We start from the raw sequence: 18020 nt of genomic DNA on the forward strand, positions 1-18020 counted from the left end.
CTGCTGCTCTTCAGCGCCGGCGCGGTGGCAGGCTGGTGGGCGGGTCCTGCTGGTAGCGTGCCGCCTGCTTCAGGCAGCCCAGCGTGGCGCGGATGTGGCTGCGGGCGGCTTGCTCGGCGGCGTCGCCATTGCCGGCCGCGATGGCTTGGGCGATGGCGCGGTGCTCGGCAATGGCCGGATGCGCGCGGTCCTTGGAAATCAGCACGGCCGGCGCGAAGACCTGCGAGGTCTTGCGCACCAGGGCCATCTGGCTTTCCAGGAACTCGTTGTCGGCCAGCTCCACGATGGCCGCGTGGAAGTCGACATTGCTTTGCGCATAGTCGCTGGGCGACCAGGGCGTGAGTGCCGCTTCCTGGCGCGCCAGCAGCGGTGTCAGCAGCTCGGCGGCGCGCTCGCTGCCGCGCTCGGCGGCCTGGCGCGCGGCAAGCGCATCGAGCATCTCGCGCATCGCATAGGCATCCATCAGCCGGCGGTGGTCGGCCCGGGCGACGCAGACGCCGCGCACGCTGTCGGCCTCCACCAGGCCTTCGGACTGCAGCATGCGCAAGGCTTCGCGCAGCGGCGTGCGGCTGACCTTGAGGTCGGCTGCCAGTTGTACCTGTCGCAGCATTTCACCGGGTGGGTAGTGGCCCATGTAAATCCGCTGGCGCAAGACCTGCGCCACTTCATCGACGAGCCTCACGCGGCCTCGCCATTCGGTCTGTTCTGTCACTTGTCCCTCGACATCCCGTCCCGGGCCTGCTGCATTCTTGTTGATGCTGATTGGCGCCGGAATGGTTGGATACTTGGCTTACCCTTGGGCGCGAATGATAGCCGCCATGCGCTGAAACCAGCGCAGGCATCCAGGGCGAGTGCTGAAGCAAGGTTTTCAAAATGCTGCTGGACGAGTTCGATCTCCTGCTGCGCTCTCTGGACGAGTCTCTGGACGCTGTTGACGTTCAGACGGCGCGGCGTCTGCTCGACAACCTCAAGGACCTCGCCTTCGACGATTCTCGCCACGCCCGCCTGGCCTGTCGCCAGCTGGTGCTCGAGATGCACAGCCGCGAGCAGGAGCCCGAGCTTGAACCGGCCTACGCGCTGCTGAATGCGGCCCGTCGTGCCCTGGACCTGCCGGCCCAGGCCGACGCCCTGGTGGCGCTGGCCCGCCTGCAGTCGCGAGCGCGCATGGTGACGCAGGCGCTGGAGTCCTTTGGGGAAGCCGAGGCGCTGTACGAGCAACTCGGCGACCCCGCAAGCGTCGCCCTGGCCAAGGTGCGCGCCAGCAGTGCCCTGTACGAGGGCGAGCTGTTCGCCGAGCTGTTGCAGCGCTTCGAACCTCTGGCCGCCGACCTTGGGCAGCTGGCCCTGCTGCCGTCCGCCGCGAGGCACAGCCTGATGACCAACATCGGTGCGGCCTACTCCTTCCTGGACCGCTATGAGGAAGCTGCTGCCATCTCGCAGCGGCTCTATGAGGAGTCGCTGCAGTCGGGCACGCCGACGGCGCGGATGCGCGACACGGTCAATCTGGCGAACCAATACCTTTGGCTGGGCAAGCTGGATGCGGTTGAACGGCTGCTGCGCGAGGCGGGCGAACTGCTGGCTGGCGGCGAGGTGCTGGAGCGGCAGCAGATCTTCTACTTCCAGAATTGCGCCCTGCTGGCCTGGAAGCGCGGCCGGCACCTGGAGGCCTTGCCCTTGTTTGATCGGGCCTGGGCGCTGGCCCTGCCGCATCCGATGATGCCCATCCGCGGCCGCATCCTGATGCGCAAGGCCGAATGTGCCGAAGAGGCCGGTCTGTTCGAAACCGCGCTGGCCGCACGCAAGGCGCAGGTCAGCCTGGTGCAGGAGCGGGCCCGCCACCAGGCCAGGTCCTTCGGCCTGACGCTGGAGCGCGTCAGCAGCCATGCCCGCATGCAAGGTCAGAACGAGTACCTGCGCCGCCAGGGCAGCCAGCTGGAGCGCGAGCTGGCCGAGGCGCGCGATGCGCTGGAGCTGAAGGTCGAGCAGCGCAATCGCGAGCTGGAGCGCGCCATGCGCATGCTGCTGGAGCGCGAGAAGCAGGCCGCCCTGACGCACCTCGTGGCCGGCGTGGCTCATGAGCTGAACACGCCGCTGGGCAACGCGCTGCTGGCGATCGGCACGATGGCCGCAGTCATCGACCAGAACAAGCAGGCTTTTGAGGAGGGGCGGCTGTCGCGGCGAGATATCCATGAGTTGCACGGCGGCCTGGAAGAGGGCCTGGCGCTGGCTCAGCGCGGCCTGGAGCGCGCGAGCGCCCTGGTGCGCAGCTTCAAGGCGCTCGCGCTGGAGCAGGCCGGTATGGAGCCGGTCGACTTCCATCCGAGCGATGTGGTCGAGAACACGCTGGCCGTGATGGATCGTGGCTTGCGTGAGGCCGGTGTCGAGGTGGAATTGCAATGCCCGGGCGGTCAGGTGCTGCATGGCAACCCCGGCGCGCTGGGCCAAGTGCTGGCCCAGCTGTTCGAGAACAGCCTGGTGCATGGCTTCAGGGGTTGGCAGGGCGAGCGGCGCTTGCGCATCAGTGCCAGCCTGCAGGGCGACGACTACTGCCTGGAGGTCGGCGACAGCGGACACGGCATTGCGCAGGCCAACCGCCCCCGCGTGTTCGATCCCTTCTTCACGACGCGGCTTGGCCAGGGCTCCTCGGGCCTCGGGCTGCACCTGGCTTACCGCCTGGTGACGCAGCGCCTGGGCGGTGAGATCCGTCTGCTCGAAGCGCCGGGCGGTGGCGCGCTGTTCGAACTGCGCTTGCCGCGCCGGCTCAGCCACTGAACCTGGCGCAGCTGCCGCAGGCAAGACCTGCCCCCCTTCGGAGGGGCAAGGCATTCCTTCCGTGCATGGATGCCCCTCAATTCGTGATGAAGTTCACAGGTTTGCCCTATGTACCAATTGGTCTAGTGGCGACGACCATTGCTGCGAGTTGGCACTGATCATCAGGGTTAGCTCCTGGCGACGCTCATGCGTCGACCTCAATGTCGCGCTTGCTGCTCGCTGGCTTGCTGGCCCTGTGCCCGCATGGACGCGCTCGTCTGCTGCATGTCGCGTTTCGGCCCTTGAGGCGCCCGGCCTGACCGGTGTGCCGGGCGCGCTTTTGGAACGAGATGACCATGACGATGAAGACCCTGAAATCTGCATTTGCCTGCCTCGCACTGGGTGCCCTGCTGGCACCCGCCCAGGCCTCGCTGCAACTGCGCGGCGGCAACAACGACATGGTGTACGACACCGCCACCGGCCTGACCTGGGTGCGCAATGCCAGCCTGGGCGGCATGCGCAGCTGGTCCGATGCCAAGGCCTGGGCCGAGGCGTTGGAGTTCGGTGGCCGCGATGACTGGCGTCTGCCGGGCCTCACACCGGTCAATGGCACAGCGCTCAATCTCGATTTCTCGGATGACGGCAGCACCGACAGCGGCTTCAACAACAGCGGCTTGAACAGCGAACTGGGCTACCTCTTCTACACCAGCCTGGGCAACAACGCCTTCGACGGACTGACCCAGACCGGCCCCTTCCAGGATCTTGCCGCCTGGGCTTACTGGACCGGCACGGCCTCGCTCTATGAAGGCGAGGCGATGCACTTCTTCACTGCCTTTGGCGACCAGGGCAGCTCCTCAACGGACAACCTCTATTACGCCTGGGCGGTGCGCGTCGGTGATGTGCCGGAGCCGCAGACCGCGGGGCTGGCGCTGGCTGCCCTTGCCGCGCTGTCGCTAACCCGCCGCCGCAGCCGCCGTTGATCGGCCTGGCAGCGTTTCGCTTCCCCCATCCACCTTCGCTCAGGGAGTCCTGTGCCATGAAGAAACTGCTATCTCGTCTCGCCCTGCTGGCCTGTGGCCTCTTGGGCCTGGGCCAGGCCCAGGCCGGCTATACGCCGACGATCGACTTCTGGGAATGTGCCAACAAGGTCGGCGGTACCTTCACGCACGGCCGCGTGCCCAGCGGCTGTGATGTGGCCTCGTTCGGCCCCGACAGCTTCGTGCGCGGCAATTACGGCCAGGCCATCTTCAACGATGCGGCCTACAACACGGCCAACTCGAGCGACCCGATCAGCGTGGCCGAGCGCAAGCGCTACATGCAGGAGATGTACCCCATCATCCGCGATGCAACGGAGCGCTATCTGAAGGCGCGCAAGCCCGGCGTGCTGCCCGATGAACTGGCGGCCTATCAGCGCGGCGTCTTTGCCCTGCTGCGCCAGGAGAGCTTCTGGTCGCATTACCGCGACGCCCAGCTCGCCGCCGGCCAGGCCTTCCTGCTGAAGATGGTTCGCGGCGACAACGGCCATGGCCACGGGATGATGCAGCTGGATGACCGCTACCACCTGGTACCGCTGCAAGAGGGCAAGGGCTGGAACATGCTCCAGAACTTCACCTACGCGATCGACATCTACTACGACGCCTGGCAAAAGGCGCCGGCAAGCTGCCTCGGCGGTGCCACAACCGGCACCGGCACGCAGGCGCAGATCGACGAGTACTGGCGCAGCCGCGCGCGCTCGGCCTGGTCGGCCTACAACGGCGGCCCGACCAAGGTCTGCCGCTGGCAGAACACGGCCGATGCCAATGTGGCCAAGGACAATGGCTATCGCGACAACTACGACCTGCGCCGCTGGCTGCCGGACGTGAGCGACCTGAACAAGGTCGCCAGCATCGACGTGCCCTGCCTGATGGACATGGGCGCTTCCTGCCCGTTGCCCACCTCGGGCGGCCCCTTGCCAAACACGCTGATGAAGCTCGGCAGCGCCGCCTGCGTGCTGGTGGGCGACAAGCTGGAATGCGTGGACGACATGCGCGACGCCGCTTGCCTGGGCTCGCGCACCACGTTTGACGACAGTGTCGCCACCACGATCTACGCCGCCGCCGTCTCCGGCCGCGCTCGCGTCGATCACAACCGCCATCAGCTCTGCCGTGCCGGCACGCCGGGCCTGCAGTCGCTGGGCAGCGCGATTGCTACCAGCAGCCCGCTGGAACTGCGCTCGGCCGTTGGCGGCATGGTGCTGGGCACCTTGCCCGCCGGCAACTACCAGGTGCTGGACTTCGAAGTGCGCGGCGTGCTGAAGCAGGACCGCTACTACCGTGTTCGCGGCGCATTGACCACCGGCGCGCAGCAGGACGGCTGGATCCTCGCTGGCGACAGCAGCAACCACGCCGGCATCGCGGCCGCCGCGGCGCCCACCGCTGCGGGCGCCATTGCCTATCCAGGCGACTGGGTGGCGGTCAACGTCACCACCAGCCTGAACCTGCGCGCCTCGCCGCCCAGCGGCACCGTCCTCACCACGATGCCTCGCGGCGCCGTGGTGCAGGTCAAGGAGGTCTATGGCACGGCATCTGCCAACAATCTCTACTACCGCACCGAGTACCTGGGCAAGGATGGCTGGTTCTTCGCCGGCAATCTCTACCCGAGCTCGACGCTGGCCAACTGGGCGATTCCGGCTGCGACGCCGGCCTCGCCGACCAAGCATGCACATTGCCCGGCCGGCACGCGCTACGACATCCACAGCCGCCAGTGCATGAGCGCCAGCGCGGTCTACGGCCCGTTCACGGCCGCAGCGACCCAGGCCTGCCTGGACAGCGGTGCCGGCGCGGTCTGCACGGCCGGTCGCGGGGTGGTGGTCGACGGTGCCCTGCTGCAAGTGCAGCTCTGGAACAAAGCGACCAACACGGCGGCTGTCGGCAATGGCGACTGCCCGCGCGGCGCCTCGCGCTCGGTCGCGCATCGATTCCATTGCACGGAAGCCGTGGTGCGCGGCGGTGCGCCCGAGACCGATGTCTACGGCCCGTTCGGCACGACGCTGGTCAATGCCTGCCTGGCCGCCAATGCCAACGCCGCCTTCTGCCGCAGCAACCGCTGGCCCGGCAGCGTCTACACGGCATTGCAGCCCTGACGAAAGAGGTGCGGCATGAACGCGAGGCAGCGAAATGCGCTGATGGCTGCGGTGCTCGTGCTGGCTGCGGCAGTGGCTGCCTTCGCCTGGCTGGGGCCGGACGCCGCGGTCGCCGAGCAGCCAGGCCCGAGCCAGCTGCTCGCCTCACCGGGCTCGGCCACGGCAGTCATGCCTTCCGCCGCTGCGGCGCTTGACGCAGCCAGTGCGGCGGCTTCAGCGGCAGCGCCGGGCCAGCTCGCCGTTGCTGGCACCATGCCCGCGGCAGCCGCGCTGAGGCTGCTCAAGCAGTGCTACTACGCCGACAACTGCGGCCTGGCCGGCAGCGAGGGGCTCGATGCCCATTTCGCGGCGTCGCGCGCCATCGTTGCCCAGCTCAAGGCCTTGCCGGCGCAGGCCAGCACGGCCGAGCAGGCACAGCTGGTGCGGGAGTTCCTGGCCTTTCCTGATGGGCATGTCCAGGCCGAGGCCCTGGCCATGGCAGCGCGCCTGCCGCCCGACGCGGCCACGGTGCAGGCCGCGGTGGCGGCGCTGCGCGAGAGCTACGACTCGGTGCTGTTCCAGAAGGCCTTCCCTGTCCTGCAGCAATGGCAGCGGCAGGGCTTGAGCGTGGGCTATGAGGACATGCTGGCCGAGGTGCTGCACACCGGCGGCTGGCATGCCGCTCAGGCCGTGGCGGAGAACCTCACGCCCTTCCTGACCGACAGCAATTTCGCTCGCTTCGAAGCGCTGCGCGGCCAGCTGGCCGAGGGCGCCCGCAAGGCGGCCCTGACCCGCTCGCTGGCCGACTATCGCCTGCAGCAAACGGGTGGCTGAACCTGCACTCATGATCCGGAAGGATCATGAGGCTGGCGAAGGCCTGGACGCGATACCGGCGGCCGGGCCGGATAGGCCTCAGCGCTTGGCCTTGAGCTGCTCGGCCGCCTTCAGCATGCTCTCGATATGGCCCTCGGGCTTCATCGCAGCGTGGACCGCGGCGATGCGGCCATCGCTGCTGATCAGGTAGGAGATGCGGTCGGCCATGTCGATGGGCTTGAGCAGCTTGGCGTCGTAGTCCCTCATCACCTTGGCACCGGCATCGGCGGCGACGGCGAACTTGTTGCGGCAGGCCTCGACCGAAAACTTTTTCAGGGTGTCGATGCTGTCGTTGGAGATGCCGACCACGGTGGCGCCGAGGGCCTCGAACTTCTCGCTCGCCTCGGCGAACAGATGGGCCTCGAAGGTGCAGCCGCTGGTGAAGGCCTTGGGATAGAAGTACAGGACCACCGGCCCCTTCTTCAAGGCCGCGGCCAGGCTGAACTTGTAGGGCTGGCCGCCGAGTGCGGCTTCGGCCGTGAAGTCAGGCGCCGGGGCACCGACGGGCAGGGCTGCCTGGGCCAGGCCGGCGATCATCAGCGCGGAAAGAGTCAGGGCATGCTTGAAGAACATCGGAAATCCTGCAGCGGTAGGGAAGGTGCCGCATCATGCCTCGCCAACGAAAATTTCGCTGGACAGCAACTCGTCGGCCAGCCATTGCTGCAGGCAGGCGATGACGGCGGCGGCCGCACCTTCTTCGCCCTGGCTTTGCGCGGCTTGCTCGCACAGCTCGGCAAAGCTGGCGCCGACCTGCAGTGCTTGCAGCAGCGAGGCCTCCAGCGGAGGCAGGGTCCGCCAGCGCGTCTCCAGCCCCTGGCGCCAGACCAGCAGGACATGCGGACCAGCCACCGGCGCCGCCAGCTCGGGCAACTCGGTGTCGGACTCGGCGGCCCGCAGCGCCGCCCATGCCGGCTCGATCACCCAGTCCATCTCGAGCAGGCCCGTGCCCGGCTGCAGATGGAGCCGCAGGCCCGGCCAGCTTTCGCCGGCGAGTGAGGCCAGGTCGGCCCCTGCCAGCGGCGTGCTGTCGGCGGCATCAAAGGCTGCTCGCAGGGCCCAGTCCATGCGGGCGATGTCGATGAGGGAAGGGTGTTCCACCTGCGCCGCACCGGCGCCAGCCATGAAGCCGGCCAGGCCGTCGCCGAACCAGCGGATCGAGCGGTGGCGGGAGGGCTGGGCTTCGATATAGGCCAGGGCCAGGGCCTCGAAGGCCGCGTCGCCCATGGCCCGGTACAGCACCTCGTGGTTGTCGCGCAGCGCGGCTATCAAGCGGGCGCGGTAGGCATGGGCATAGACATCGATGCGCGAGCCGGCCTTCAGGAGACCGGCCGCATCGCCGCCCGTCCGGATCGCCAACTGCAAGGCTTGCTGCAGCGCTGCATTCATGCCGGCACCAGCGCTTGTGCCAACGTGGCGGCGGCCAGGGCGCGCGCCTGGTCCAGCTCGGCGAGCAGCTCGGGCAAGGGCGGCATGTGGTCGTCGCGTTCGATCATGCTGGGGCGCGGGCCCATGCGGCTCAGGGTGTAGGCATAGAGCTGCCACACGGCATCGCAGATCGGGTGGTCGTGGGTGTCGATCACCAGCTCGCCCTGGTCTTCATGGCCGGCCAGATGGATCTGCACGACGGACTCGGCCGGGATGGTGTCGATATAGGCTTGTGCATCGAAGCCGTGGTTGCGGCTCGACACATAGACGTTGTTCACGTCCAGCAGCAGACCGCAGCCGCTGCGCCGGGCCAGCTCGGCAATGAACTGCGCCTCACCCTGCGCGTCGGCTTCGAACTGCAGGTAGCTGGAGACGTTTTCCAGCACGAGCCGCCGGCCGAGCAGCTCCTGCACCTGCGCGATGCGCGGCAAGAGATGCTCCAGCGTCGCGCGGTTCAGGGCCAGCGGCAGCAGGTCGTGCAGGTTGCGATGGTCGACGCCGGTCCAGCACAGGTGGTCGGAGATCCAGGCGGGCTCGATGCGATCCGCCAGTGCGCGCAGCTCGCGCAGGTAGCCCAGGTCCAGCGGGTCGGCGCTGCCGATGGACATCGACACCCCATGCATCACCACCGGGTAATCGCGCCGCAGGCGATCCAGATGCCACAGCGGCTTGCCACCGGGCACCATGAAATTCTCTGAAATGATCTCCAGCCAGTCGGGCTTGGAGACCAGATCGGGTTCGGCGAGCGCCGCGTAGTGTTCGACACGCAGGCCCAGGCCGAATGATTCTTGAGGAATGTTCATTGAAAAGCAGGGCCGCAATTGCGGCCCTGAATTCAGTTTTACTTCTCTACCTTGCCGCCGGCCTTGGTGCACTCGTCGGCCGTCTTCTTGCTGACCCAGCCCTGGCCCTTGCAGGCGTTGTGGCCCTTGCAGTCGCTCTTGGCGGTCTTGCATTCCGAGGTGCCCTTGCAGGCATTGACGCCCGAGCACTTGACCATGCCGTCCGCGGCTTGCACCGTGGTGGCCAGGCCGGTGGTGGCAAACAGGGCGGCCGCTGCGGCAGCAACACCGAGGCCGGTCTTCAGAATCTTGGCTTGCATATGCGTGTCTCCGAAAATGTGAGGAAGAGAGAGAACATTGAGAGATACAGGCCGGATGGCTGAACAGAACAGACCCGGCTTGCCAACTTGCGTCGGCGCAGGGCCGGCAGACCTTACACCTGAGCTCGCTGAGTGAGGGGATGCCACAAGATTTATGCAGTCTTGTATTGCCTGAAGTTATGACCTGAGTCTGCAAGCGCATTGGTCAGACCATTTGTAGACCATTAGAGTCCGGTCAACACTGAAAGCCCGCACCATGCTGAAGACCGAAACCCCCAGCGCCGCCCATCCGGACCTGGACCTCTACGAGCTGCCCCAACTGGTCAGCGCGTTCATCGAGGACCAGGTGGAGGCGGTCGACGCCGTGCGTCGCGCCGGGCCGCAGCTGGCTGCAGCCGTGGCAGCCGCCTTGCCGCGCATTCAGGCCGGTGGCCGCATCCTCTATGCCGGCGCTGGCACCTCGGGCCGTCTGGGCGTGCTCGACAGCGTGGAGCTCTACCCCACCTTCTCCTGGCCGCGCGAGCGCGCCGTGGCCGTGATTGCCGGCGGCCAGCAGGCCATGTTCGTCGCCATCGAAGGCGCTGAAGACGACGATGTGCAGGGCGCGGCCGACATCGCGGCCCTGAACCCCGGTCCCAACGACGTGCTGCTGGCGCTGGCCGCTTCGGGCGGCACGCCCTATGTGCTGGGCGCGATCCGCGCGGCCCGTGCGGCCGGCGCCCTCGCCATCGGCTTTGCCAACAATGCCGGCGCGCCGGTGACGGCCGCCGCCGAGCTGGGCATCACGCTGGACACCGGCCCCGAGGTCATCTCGGGCAGCACACGGCTGAAGGCCGGCAGCGCGCAGAAGATGGCGCTCAACACCTTCTCCAGCAGCCTGATGGTCAAGCTGAACAAGGTCTACGGCAATCTGATGGTCGACCTGAAAGCCACCAACGCCAAGCTCCTGCGCCGGGCCGTGGCGCTCACCATGCGCGCCAGCGGCGCCGACGAAGCCCTTGCCCGCGAGGTGCTGGCCCAGTGCGACAACCATGTGAAGGTGGCTCTGGTGGCGATCAAGAAGAACCTGACAGTCCAGCAGTCGCGTGAGCTGCTGGACGCCTCCGGCGGCAGCGTCCGGCGCGCGCTGAACGGCTGACCGAAACGATGCGACGCCTGCCGCGCTGCGAGTACACGCTGGGCTTCAAGCTGGAGGCGGTGCAACGCTCCGAGCAGTGCGGCATCTATGCGGCGGCGCGCGAACTGGGCCTGGCCGAGCAGACGCTGCGCAACTGGGTCAAGGCCCAGCGTGAGCGCGGGCTCTCCGAAGCCAGGGCGGTGACGCCGCAGCAGATGGAAGCCTCCCGACTGCGTGCGGCCGAAGCACGGAACCGCCTTCGTGCTCAGTGGCGGCAAGCGCCAATGCAACCCTCCACCGCCGCCACAATGCCCGCATGAACGACACCACCGCCGCATCGCGCAATCCCTGGGCCTGGATTCCCACGCTCTACTTCGGGCAAGGCATTCCCTACGTCGTCGTGATGACCCTCTCGGTCATCATGTACAAGAACCTCGAGGTATCGAACACCGACATCGCGCTGTACACCAGCTGGCTCTACCTGCCCTGGGTGATCAAGCCGCTGTGGTCGCCGCTGATCGAACTGTTCGGCACCAAGCGGATCTGGATCACGGCACTGCAGTTCCTCGTCGGCGTGGCGCTGGCCATGGTGGCACTCACCATTCCCGGCCCCGACTACTTCCGCATGACGCTGGCGGTGTTCTGGCTGATGGCCTTTGCCTCGGCATCGCACGACATCGCGGCCGACGGCTTCTACATGCTGGCCTTGAAGACGCATGAGCAAGCGGCCTTTGTCGGCGTGCGCTCGACCTTCTATCGCCTGGCCAATATCGGCGGCCAGGGCGGCCTCGTCTACCTGGCCGGCGAGCTGCAGGAACGCACCGGCAGCATGAAGACGGCCTGGAGCATCGTCTTCTTCGTCCTCTGCGCCATGTTCGTGGCGTTGGCGATCTATCACCAGTTCATGCTGCCCAAGCCGGCTCTTGACCAGAAGACGGCACGCGGCGACGACACGATGGCCGAGTTCTGGCGCGTGTTCGCCCGCTTCTTCAGCAAGCCCGGCATCTGGGTGATCCTCGGCTTCCTGCTGCTGTACCGCTTCCCCGAGGCGCAGCTCCTGAAGCTGGCCACGCCCTTCCTGCTCGACAAGCCCGAGCTGGGCGGCCTGGGCCTCTCGACCAAGCAGGTGGGCATCGCCTACGGCACCGTCGGCCTGATCGCCCTGACGCTGGGCGGCCTGCTGGGCGGCTGGGTGATCTCGCGTGTGGGCCTCAAGCGCGCGCTGTGGCCGCTGATCCTGATCATGCATGTGCCGAACGCGGTGTTCCTGCTGCTGGCCTTCGCGCAGCCGCACAACCTGTGGCTGGTGAGCACGGCACTGGCGGTCGAGCAGTTCGGCTACGGCCTCGGCTTCACCGCCTACCTGATGTACATGATCATGGTGGCCGACGGCCCCCACAAGACCGCGCATTACGCCATCTGCACCGGCTTCATGGCCCTCGGCATGATGCTGCCCGGCATGTGGAGCGGCTGGCTGCAATCGCAGATCGGCTACCTGTGGTTCTTCGCCTGGGTGCTCATCGCGACCCTGCCTTCGTTTGCGATGGCCGCGCTGATCAAGGTGCCTGAAGGCTTTGGCAAGAAGGTGGCGGAGTCATGAGCGCCGCGCCGGGCCGCCCCAAGCAAGCTCGCTCCCGCTTGGCGGGACAGGCCGCAGGCCGAAGGGTGCACAAATGACTGGCAGGATCAACAGCCTCGATGCCTTCCGCGGCTTCACCATCGCGGCGATGCTGCTGGTCAACAACCCCGGCGACTGGGGCCATCTCTACGGCCCGCTGGCCCACGCCAAGTGGCATGGCTGGACCTTCACCGACTGGATCTTTCCCTTCTTCGTCTTCATCAGCGGCATCTCGATGACGATCAGCCTGGGTCGCCGCGCGGCACTGGGCGACTCGAAGACGGCGCTGCTCGCGCAGACGCTGCGCCGCGGTGCCACCATCATCGCCATCGGCCTGCTGCTGAACCTGATCCCCAGCTTCAACTTCGCCGAGCTGCGCATTCCCGGCGTGCTGCAGCGCCTGGGCCTGTGCACCATGCTCGCCGCGCCCTTCGTGCTCTGGCTGAACTGGCGTCAGCAACTCGGCGCCTTGCTGACCCTGCTGGTGGTCTACAGCTTCCTGCTGCTGGCCGTGCCGGTGCCCGATGTGAACGGCAACATCCTGATCGGCTCCCTGAACCCGGGTGAAGACACGGGCGCCTGGCTGGACCGGTTGCTCCTGAACGGCCACCTCTGGAAGCAGGCCAGGACCTGGGACCCGGAAGGCCTGCTCTCCACCATGCCCGCCGTGGCCAGCCAACTCGCTGGCGTGCTGGCGGGGCATTGGCTCGCATCCAAACGCGAGCCTGCGGCCAAGGCCATGGGCTTCATGGTGGGCGGCCTCGCCTGCCTGTGGATCGGCCAGGTGCTGGACGCCTGGCTGATGCCGATCAACAAGAGCCTGTGGACGCCGCCCTATGTGTTCGCAATGGCGGGCTGGGCCTGCCTGGTGTTCGGCACCTGCTACTGGCTGCTCGATGCGCAGCCTTCGGCCGCGATGCGCGAGCGTGTTGCCCGCTGGGCCAGGCCGTTGCTGGTGTTCGGCATGAATGCGCTGTTCCTGTTTGCCATCTCCGGCCTGATTGCCAAGCTGATGGGCTACTTCAAGCCGGGTGGCCTGTCGCTGAAGGCCTGGGCCTACCAGCCGATCCAGTCGCTGGGCCTCGCGCCGGTCAATGCCTCGCTGCTGTATGCGCTTTGCTTCGTGGCCGTGCTGTACGGCATCGCCCACTTCATGTGGTCCAAGAAATGGTTTGTGAAAGTCTGATGCCATGCTGACTCGCCGTTCCCTCGTCCTCTCCAGTGCCGCTGCGCTGGCCGCCTGCGCCGACATGCCGACCACGGGCGGTGTCGCCCTGCGCGAGGCGCCGGACCTGGCCTTGCAGCCGCCCGCAGCGCCGCGCGAGTTTCGCGCCGCCTGGGTGGCGACGGTGGCCAATATCGACTGGCCCAGCAAGAAGGGCCTGACGATGGAGCAGCAGCAGGCCGAGGCCCGCGCCATGCTCGACAAGGCCGTGGCCCTGAAGTTCAACGCCATCGTCTTCCAGATCCGCACGGCGGCCGATGCGCTTTACGACTCCAAGCTGGAGCCCTGGAGCGAATACCTCACCGGCACGCAAGGCGTGTCGCCGGGCTACGACCCGCTGGCCTTCTGGGTGGCCGAGGCCCATGCCCGCGGCCTGGAGCTGCATGCCTGGTTCAACCCCTTCCGCGCGCGCCAGAACTCCGCCAAGTCGGCCGCTTCGGCCACGCACCTGAGCCAGACGCATCCGCACTGGGTCAAGGCCTATGGCGACCAGCTCTGGATCGACCCGGGCGAGATCGAGGCCGGCGAGCACACGCTGGCGGTCTTCAAGGATGTCTTGAAGCGCTACGACGTCGACGGCCTGCACATCGACGACTACTTCTATCCCTACCCGATCGCCTTGCCCGGTCGCGCTGCCGACAGCAAGGAAGAGCTGGACTTCCCCGACGAGCCGAGCTGGCAGCGCTATGTGCAGGCCGGCGGCAAGCTGGCCCGCAACGACTGGCGCCGCCAGAACGTGGACCGCCTGATCGAGCGCATCTACGGCATGATCCGCTCGACCAAGCCCTGGGTGCGCTTCGGCGTCAGCCCCTTCGGCATTCCGAAGCCGGCGATCCGCAACGAGAACATCGCCGGCTTCAGCCAGTACGACAAGCTCTATGCCCATGTCGAGCTGTGGCTGAACGAAGGCTGGATGGACTACCTCGTGCCTCAGCTCTACTGGAGCCGTGTGCAGAAGGGCCAGGCCTTCGAGCCCTTGATGGACGTGTGGCTGGCTAACAACCCGATGAAGCGCCACGTCTGGCCGGGCCTGTTCACCAGCCGCATCCAGAACGACAAGCCCGAGAGCTGGGGGCCGGACGAAATCATCGGCCAGATCGACATCGTGCGCCGCCGCGCACCGGGCTCGGGCCATGTGCACTTCAGCATGGTGGCGATCACGCAGAACCGCAAGGGCCTGTTCGATGCCTTGCAGTCGGGCGTCTACCGCGATGCCGTCGTCGTGCCGGCCACGCCGTGGCTGGAGTCAGGTGCGCCGAGCATGCCGACCCTGGGCATCGAGCGGCAAGGTGCGCAATTGCTCTTGAAGCCAGCGCCCGGCGCCGGCAGCAAGCCGGTCAGCCGCTATGCGATCTGGCTGCGCGTGGGCGGCCAGTGGCGCTTCGAGGTCACGACCGGCATGTTGAGCGTGCCGGCCGCAGGCGTCGACGCCGTGGTGGTGTCGGCGCTGGACCGGGTCAGCAACGAGAGCGAGCGGCGCGGCTACAAGCTGTGATTGGTCATTTGCGGACGCCGCACTGCTGATCCAGCCAGGCCTCTGCCTGCTGGCGCACAGGACCTTTTCCCGCGAAGGCCGCTGGCATGCTCACCACGACGTCCGGGTCAATACCCAACAGGTAGGTGCGCCCAGAGCGGTCGGCCGTCAATGCATCGACCCAGTTGAAGGCCAGGTGCTCGTTGATCTGCAAGTGTCGGAGGGTGACAGTGCTACCCGAGGTTCGGCTGCCAAAGAGGCGGGTACGCTCGCGGCCGATGAAGCTCATGACCAATGCTTCTGTTGAACCAGCGGTGAAATCGTCGATCAGGACCGCCACAGGGCTGTGCCGAAACCGGGCAGGGCCGGCATTCACCCAGCCTTGCTCCGTACGATCACCTCGGCTGGTGCCACCCTCGAATCGCCAAGAGCTGTTCCTCATGGGTGACAGGATTTGACCCATTGGACCGTCGCCGAAGAGATGCCACAGGCCATCCAGTGCCGCGTACAAATTGCTTCCGGAGTTGCGGCGTAGATCAATGACCCAGCCACAGGTTGAATCCGCAGCGCTGGTAAGGGCGCCCGCCAACCTTGCCGAATAGTCGAGCCTGTCTTCGAGCGTACGGGTCGGCATCCATTCCGGTTTCAGGTAGTAGCCAGCGCTGATAGCTTCGCGCTTGAATGCGGCGGCGCGAGGACTTGGGATGCTAACTGTTGGTGTGGATGGCGCGAGGCTGGCGGCAGGGTAGGTCGACGGAAAAGTCAGGCCGCTGTGACCATCGGCTAGTGCGTGCAAGACGAACGCCAGCGCGAGGCGACGCGATTCCGTTGAAGGGGCGCGGCCAAGCAGCTCGTAAGCCAGCGTTTCCACGGCGGGCCAGTTCACCGAGTCGGCCCGCCAGGCAGACGACTTAATCATGCTCAGTGCATTGTCGAAATCAGCGGCAGCGCCCCTCGGCACATCGACCGGAGTGATTGCTTGGAGGATTGGGTTCTGGATGGTCAGGGGGTTTCCCGGCTGGGCCTGGTTGAACTCCAGACGCAGAACCACCTTGGTTGCGTCGGCTGGCACATAAAAGGGCAGATCGACAAACACTTTGGCTTCGGCAATGCCGTCCTTGGGGCGGCCAGTGAAGTAGGTGGGCCTCGCAATGTGAGCAAAACTCCGAATCACCTCTGTCTGTACCTTGAATGCCGTGCTGCTGCTGACTTCGGCACGGAAGCGCCAGACCCGGCCGCCGAGCGCGGATTTGTCGACCTCGACACTAGCAACGCCGACGTAGTTGCTGGGCAGGCGTGGCGCTATCCGGACGATCTGCTTTTCATCTTCGGACGAGACGGTGATTTCGGCTTTGCCGCTTGCCCAGGCGGCGGCAGCGAGATCAATACTCGCTGCAGGTCCCGCGGACTGGGCCGGTAGCCCTGCAAATGCGGGCAAGCAGGGCGACAGGCAGAGCATGGCGACGAGCGAGATTCGCCTGATGGCATGAGGCATGGAAAGTTTTCTCGTATGACATAAAAGGATGCGGTGCAATTCAATCGCGCTCATGCAGTGGCCAATCATCCGCATGCACCTCGAAGTGCAGCAGATCGAACCAGCTGTCGTTCAGCTGGAAGCAGCGCTTTGAATGTCCGAACTGCTGGAAGCCGCTGGACTGCAGCACGCGCCTGGAGGCCGGGTTCTCGGGCCGGCAGGTCGCTTCGACCCGCCACAGGCCGTGGCGGCCGAAGGCTTCGGGCAGCACGCGCAGCACCGCGGCCTTGGCGATGCCGCGGCCGTTGTGGGCCTCGCCGATGCGGTATCCCAGGGATGCAGACTGGTAGCCCAGGCGCTGGATCTGGCTCAGGTTGATGCGGCCGACCAGCAGGCCGTTCTCGCGCACCAGGTATTGATAGGCGCGGTCCTGCTCGGCATCGAGCTGGGCGGCGCGGATGGCCCTGCTTACGCCATCTGGCGTGTAGAAGTTTTCGGGCCGCGGGTTGACCCAGCGCTCGAAGAAGCGGCGGTTCGCGAACTCGAATGCCTGCAGTTCGTCGTGGTCAGACGGCGCGACGGGCGCGATGGTGATGGCGGCGTTAGGCATGCGCCATGCTAGCGCGGCGCGACCACCGCCTCGGCGCGCAGGCCCGCTGCCTGCGCCGCCAATGTACCCAGCTGCTCGTACAGCGGCAGGGTGTTGGTCGGCCCGCCCTGGTGCACGCGGTTGGCCAGCAGGATGGTGAAGCTGCGGCTGCCCGGGTCCAGCCAGAAGGCGCAGCCGGTGAAGCCGGTGTGGCCGAAGCTGGTCTTGGGGTACAGCTTGCCGCGCGGCCGTGAGAAAGGCGTGTCGATGTCGAAGCCAAGGCCGCGCTTTTCTTTCAGCTCCGGTGGCGATTGCGGCCGGCTCAGCAGCGCCACGCTCTCTTCGCTCAGGAAGCGGCGGCCGTCCGGCAGCAGGCCGCCGGCCAGCAGCATGCGGGCATAGCGGGCCAGGTCGCTGCTGGTCGTGAACAGGCCGGCATGGCCGGCCACGCCGCCCATGCGTCGCGCCGTCGGGTCGTGCACCACGCCGCGCAGGATCTCGCCGTCGGCCAGCTTCTCGGTCGGTGCGATCCGGCTCACTGGCAGGCCATGCTGCAGCGGCTGGTAGCCGCTGTCGGCCATGCCCAGGGGTGCAAACAGCAGTTGTCGCGCTTGCTGATCCAGCGGTGCTTCGCCCACGCGCTCGATGACCAGGCCCAGCAGGATGAAGCTGATGTCGGAATAAACGAACTGCGCGCCCGGTGCCGCGCGCAGCTTCTGGCTGCAGGCCTGGCTCAGCGCGCCGTTTGGCCCACTCCAGATCTCGCCATTCGCAAGCTTGGCGCCCATGCCGGGCGGCAAGCCGGCGGTGTGGGTCAGCAGATGGCGCAAGCTGATGCCGCGCCAGCTCTCATCGCCGCAGCCGGGCAGGTAGCGCTGCAGTGGCGCGTCGATCTCGAGCTTGCCTTGCTCGCGCAACAGCTGCACCAGCGGTGCGGTGACGACCACCTTGGTCAGCGAGGCCGCGTCGTAGATCGTCGCTTCGTCGGCCACCTCGGGCGCCGGGTACAGCGCGCGCTGGCCGTAGGCACGGTGATGGCTCTGGCCTTCGCGCTCGATCCACCAGACGCCGCCGGGCATCTGCTGCTTGTCGATCATGGCCTGGATGGCCGCATCGCCTTGGCGCAAGGCCTCGGCATTGAGCGGCCGCTGCGGCGTGACTGCGCAGGCGGCGAGGGCCAGGGAGATCAACGAAACAGCGAGCTTGCGGGCCAAGGCATTCCAACAGCAAGAATGGAGCTTCGATTGTGGTCGATGAGCTGGCGCCACTGCA

At 66.8% G+C, this 18020-nt stretch carries 17 protein-coding genes; 9 read left to right on the forward strand and 8 right to left on the reverse strand.

Features of this window, described 5'->3' with window-relative positions; translation table 11 throughout:
• Positions 1 to 10: 10 nt before the first annotated feature.
• A complete protein-coding gene (locus tag ABT392_RS21335; RefSeq protein WP_395384604.1) occupies positions 11 to 712 on the reverse strand; it encodes a GntR family transcriptional regulator in 702 nt (233 codons plus the stop codon).
• A gap of 161 nt (positions 713 to 873) precedes the next feature.
• Here ABT392_RS21335 and ABT392_RS21340 point away from each other — a divergent pair, with 161 nt between their 5' ends.
• From ABT392_RS21340 to ABT392_RS21355, 4 genes are all read left to right on the forward strand, one after another.
• Positions 874 to 2772, forward strand: coding sequence for an ATP-binding protein (locus ABT392_RS21340; RefSeq protein WP_395384603.1), 1899 nt, complete (start codon positions 874 to 876; stop codon positions 2770 to 2772).
• Between the two features lie 335 nt (positions 2773 to 3107).
• Positions 3108 to 3731: an Lcl C-terminal domain-containing protein gene (locus ABT392_RS21345; RefSeq protein ID WP_334277621.1), complete on the forward strand. Its 624-nt coding sequence runs from the start codon at positions 3108 to 3110 to the stop codon at positions 3729 to 3731.
• 56 nt (positions 3732 to 3787) lie between these two features.
• The gene (locus tag ABT392_RS21350) at positions 3788 to 5872 is read left to right on the forward strand and encodes an SH3 domain-containing protein (protein WP_334277620.1); all 2085 of its coding nucleotides are present in this window, start codon (positions 3788 to 3790) and stop codon (positions 5870 to 5872) included.
• A gap of 15 nt (positions 5873 to 5887) precedes the next feature.
• Positions 5888 to 6685: a hypothetical protein gene (locus ABT392_RS21355; protein WP_334277619.1), complete on the forward strand. Its 798-nt coding sequence runs from the start codon at positions 5888 to 5890 to the stop codon at positions 6683 to 6685.
• Between the two features lie 78 nt (positions 6686 to 6763).
• Here the strand turns inward: ABT392_RS21355 and ABT392_RS21360 are convergent, their stop codons facing one another.
• Genes ABT392_RS21360 through bufA2 form a run of 4 tightly spaced genes read right to left on the reverse strand, consistent with a single transcriptional unit; the run spans position 6764 to position 9251 of the window.
• A complete protein-coding gene (locus tag ABT392_RS21360; protein WP_395384602.1) occupies positions 6764 to 7297 on the reverse strand; it encodes a peroxiredoxin in 534 nt (177 codons plus the stop codon).
• A 33-nt stretch (positions 7298 to 7330) separates the two neighbouring features.
• A complete protein-coding gene (locus ABT392_RS21365) occupies positions 7331 to 8110 on the reverse strand; it encodes an HvfC/BufC family peptide modification chaperone (RefSeq protein ID WP_395384601.1) in 780 nt (259 codons plus the stop codon).
• Positions 8107 to 8952, reverse strand: coding sequence for an MNIO family bufferin maturase (bufB, locus tag ABT392_RS21370; RefSeq protein WP_395384600.1), 846 nt, complete (start codon positions 8950 to 8952; stop codon positions 8107 to 8109). The genes ABT392_RS21365 and bufB overlap by 4 nt, the downstream gene beginning before the upstream one ends.
• Before the next feature lie 38 nt (positions 8953 to 8990).
• Positions 8991 to 9251, reverse strand: coding sequence for a BufA2 family periplasmic bufferin-type metallophore (bufA2, locus tag ABT392_RS21375; RefSeq protein WP_395384599.1), 261 nt, complete (start codon positions 9249 to 9251; stop codon positions 8991 to 8993).
• 256 nt (positions 9252 to 9507) lie between these two features.
• Here bufA2 and ABT392_RS21380 point away from each other — a divergent pair, with 256 nt between their 5' ends.
• From ABT392_RS21380 to ABT392_RS21400, 5 genes are all read left to right on the forward strand, one after another.
• Positions 9508 to 10389 (forward strand): N-acetylmuramic acid 6-phosphate etherase, encoded by an 882-nt coding sequence (locus ABT392_RS21380; protein ID WP_395384598.1) that lies wholly within the window; start codon positions 9508 to 9510, stop codon positions 10387 to 10389.
• 8 nt (positions 10390 to 10397) lie between these two features.
• Positions 10398 to 10688: a transposase gene (locus ABT392_RS21385; protein WP_334277613.1), complete on the forward strand. Its 291-nt coding sequence runs from the start codon at positions 10398 to 10400 to the stop codon at positions 10686 to 10688.
• On the forward strand, positions 10685 to 11968 hold the full coding sequence (locus tag ABT392_RS21390; protein WP_395384597.1) for an MFS transporter: 1284 nt from the start codon (positions 10685 to 10687) through the stop codon (positions 11966 to 11968). The genes ABT392_RS21385 and ABT392_RS21390 overlap by 4 nt, the downstream gene beginning before the upstream one ends.
• A 73-nt stretch (positions 11969 to 12041) precedes the next feature.
• Positions 12042 to 13172, forward strand: a complete 1131-nt coding sequence (locus ABT392_RS21395) for an acyltransferase family protein (RefSeq protein WP_395384596.1) — start codon at positions 12042 to 12044, stop codon at positions 13170 to 13172.
• A gap of 4 nt (positions 13173 to 13176) precedes the next feature.
• Positions 13177 to 14706, forward strand: coding sequence for a glycoside hydrolase family 10-like protein (locus tag ABT392_RS21400; RefSeq protein ID WP_395384595.1), 1530 nt, complete (start codon positions 13177 to 13179; stop codon positions 14704 to 14706).
• A 4-nt stretch (positions 14707 to 14710) separates the two neighbouring features.
• On the opposite strand, the gene ABT392_RS21405 is transcribed toward ABT392_RS21400, so the two are convergent.
• From ABT392_RS21405 to ABT392_RS21415, 3 genes are read right to left on the reverse strand one after another with little or no spacing between them, the layout of a single operon-like run.
• A complete protein-coding gene (locus ABT392_RS21405) occupies positions 14711 to 16234 on the reverse strand; it encodes a S41 family peptidase (RefSeq protein WP_395384594.1) in 1524 nt (507 codons plus the stop codon).
• On the reverse strand, positions 16221 to 16769 hold the full coding sequence (locus ABT392_RS21410) for a GNAT family N-acetyltransferase (protein WP_395384593.1): 549 nt from the start codon (positions 16767 to 16769) through the stop codon (positions 16221 to 16223). Before ABT392_RS21410 ends, ABT392_RS21405 begins: the two co-directional genes overlap by 14 nt.
• An 8-nt stretch (positions 16770 to 16777) precedes the next feature.
• Positions 16778 to 17962 (reverse strand): serine hydrolase domain-containing protein, encoded by a 1185-nt coding sequence (locus ABT392_RS21415; RefSeq protein ID WP_395384592.1) that lies wholly within the window; start codon positions 17960 to 17962, stop codon positions 16778 to 16780.
• Positions 17963 to 18020 lie beyond the last annotated feature (58 nt).

The organism is Paucibacter sp. JuS9 (assembly GCF_044043925.2).
In the GTDB taxonomy this organism is placed as follows: domain Bacteria; phylum Pseudomonadota; class Gammaproteobacteria; order Burkholderiales; family Burkholderiaceae_C; genus JAUASW01.

Bases quoted from the DNA above. Each gene is read 5' to 3' on its own strand.
- ABT392_RS21350 (WP_334277620.1), top strand. From the start codon at position 3,788: ATGAAGAAACTGCTATCTCGTCTCGCCCTGCTGGCCTGTGGCCTCTTG.
- ABT392_RS21400 (WP_395384595.1), top strand. From the start codon at position 13,177: ATGCTGACTCGCCGTTCCCTCGTCCTCTCCAGTGCCGCTGCGCTGGCC.
- ABT392_RS21360 (WP_395384602.1), bottom strand. From the start codon at position 7,297: ATGTTCTTCAAGCATGCCCTGACTCTTTCCGCGCTGATGATCGCCGGC.
- bufA2 (WP_395384599.1), bottom strand. From the start codon at position 9,251: ATGCAAGCCAAGATTCTGAAGACCGGCCTCGGTGTTGCTGCCGCAGCG.
- ABT392_RS21410 (WP_395384593.1), bottom strand. From the start codon at position 16,769: ATGCCTAACGCCGCCATCACCATCGCGCCCGTCGCGCCGTCTGACCAC.
- ABT392_RS21345 (WP_334277621.1), top strand. From the start codon at position 3,108: ATGACGATGAAGACCCTGAAATCTGCATTTGCCTGCCTCGCACTGGGT.
- ABT392_RS21340 (WP_395384603.1), top strand. From the start codon at position 874: ATGCTGCTGGACGAGTTCGATCTCCTGCTGCGCTCTCTGGACGAGTCT.
- ABT392_RS21380 (WP_395384598.1), top strand. From the start codon at position 9,508: ATGCTGAAGACCGAAACCCCCAGCGCCGCCCATCCGGACCTGGACCTC.
- ABT392_RS21395 (WP_395384596.1), top strand. From the start codon at position 12,042: ATGACTGGCAGGATCAACAGCCTCGATGCCTTCCGCGGCTTCACCATC.
- ABT392_RS21355 (WP_334277619.1), top strand. From the start codon at position 5,888: ATGAACGCGAGGCAGCGAAATGCGCTGATGGCTGCGGTGCTCGTGCTG.
- ABT392_RS21365 (WP_395384601.1), bottom strand. From the start codon at position 8,110: ATGAATGCAGCGCTGCAGCAAGCCTTGCAGTTGGCGATCCGGACGGGC.
- ABT392_RS21385 (WP_334277613.1), top strand. From the start codon at position 10,398: ATGCGACGCCTGCCGCGCTGCGAGTACACGCTGGGCTTCAAGCTGGAG.
- ABT392_RS21405 (WP_395384594.1), bottom strand. From the start codon at position 16,234: ATGAGCGCGATTGAATTGCACCGCATCCTTTTATGTCATACGAGAAAA.
- bufB (WP_395384600.1), bottom strand. From the start codon at position 8,952: ATGAACATTCCTCAAGAATCATTCGGCCTGGGCCTGCGTGTCGAACAC.
- ABT392_RS21390 (WP_395384597.1), top strand. From the start codon at position 10,685: ATGAACGACACCACCGCCGCATCGCGCAATCCCTGGGCCTGGATTCCC.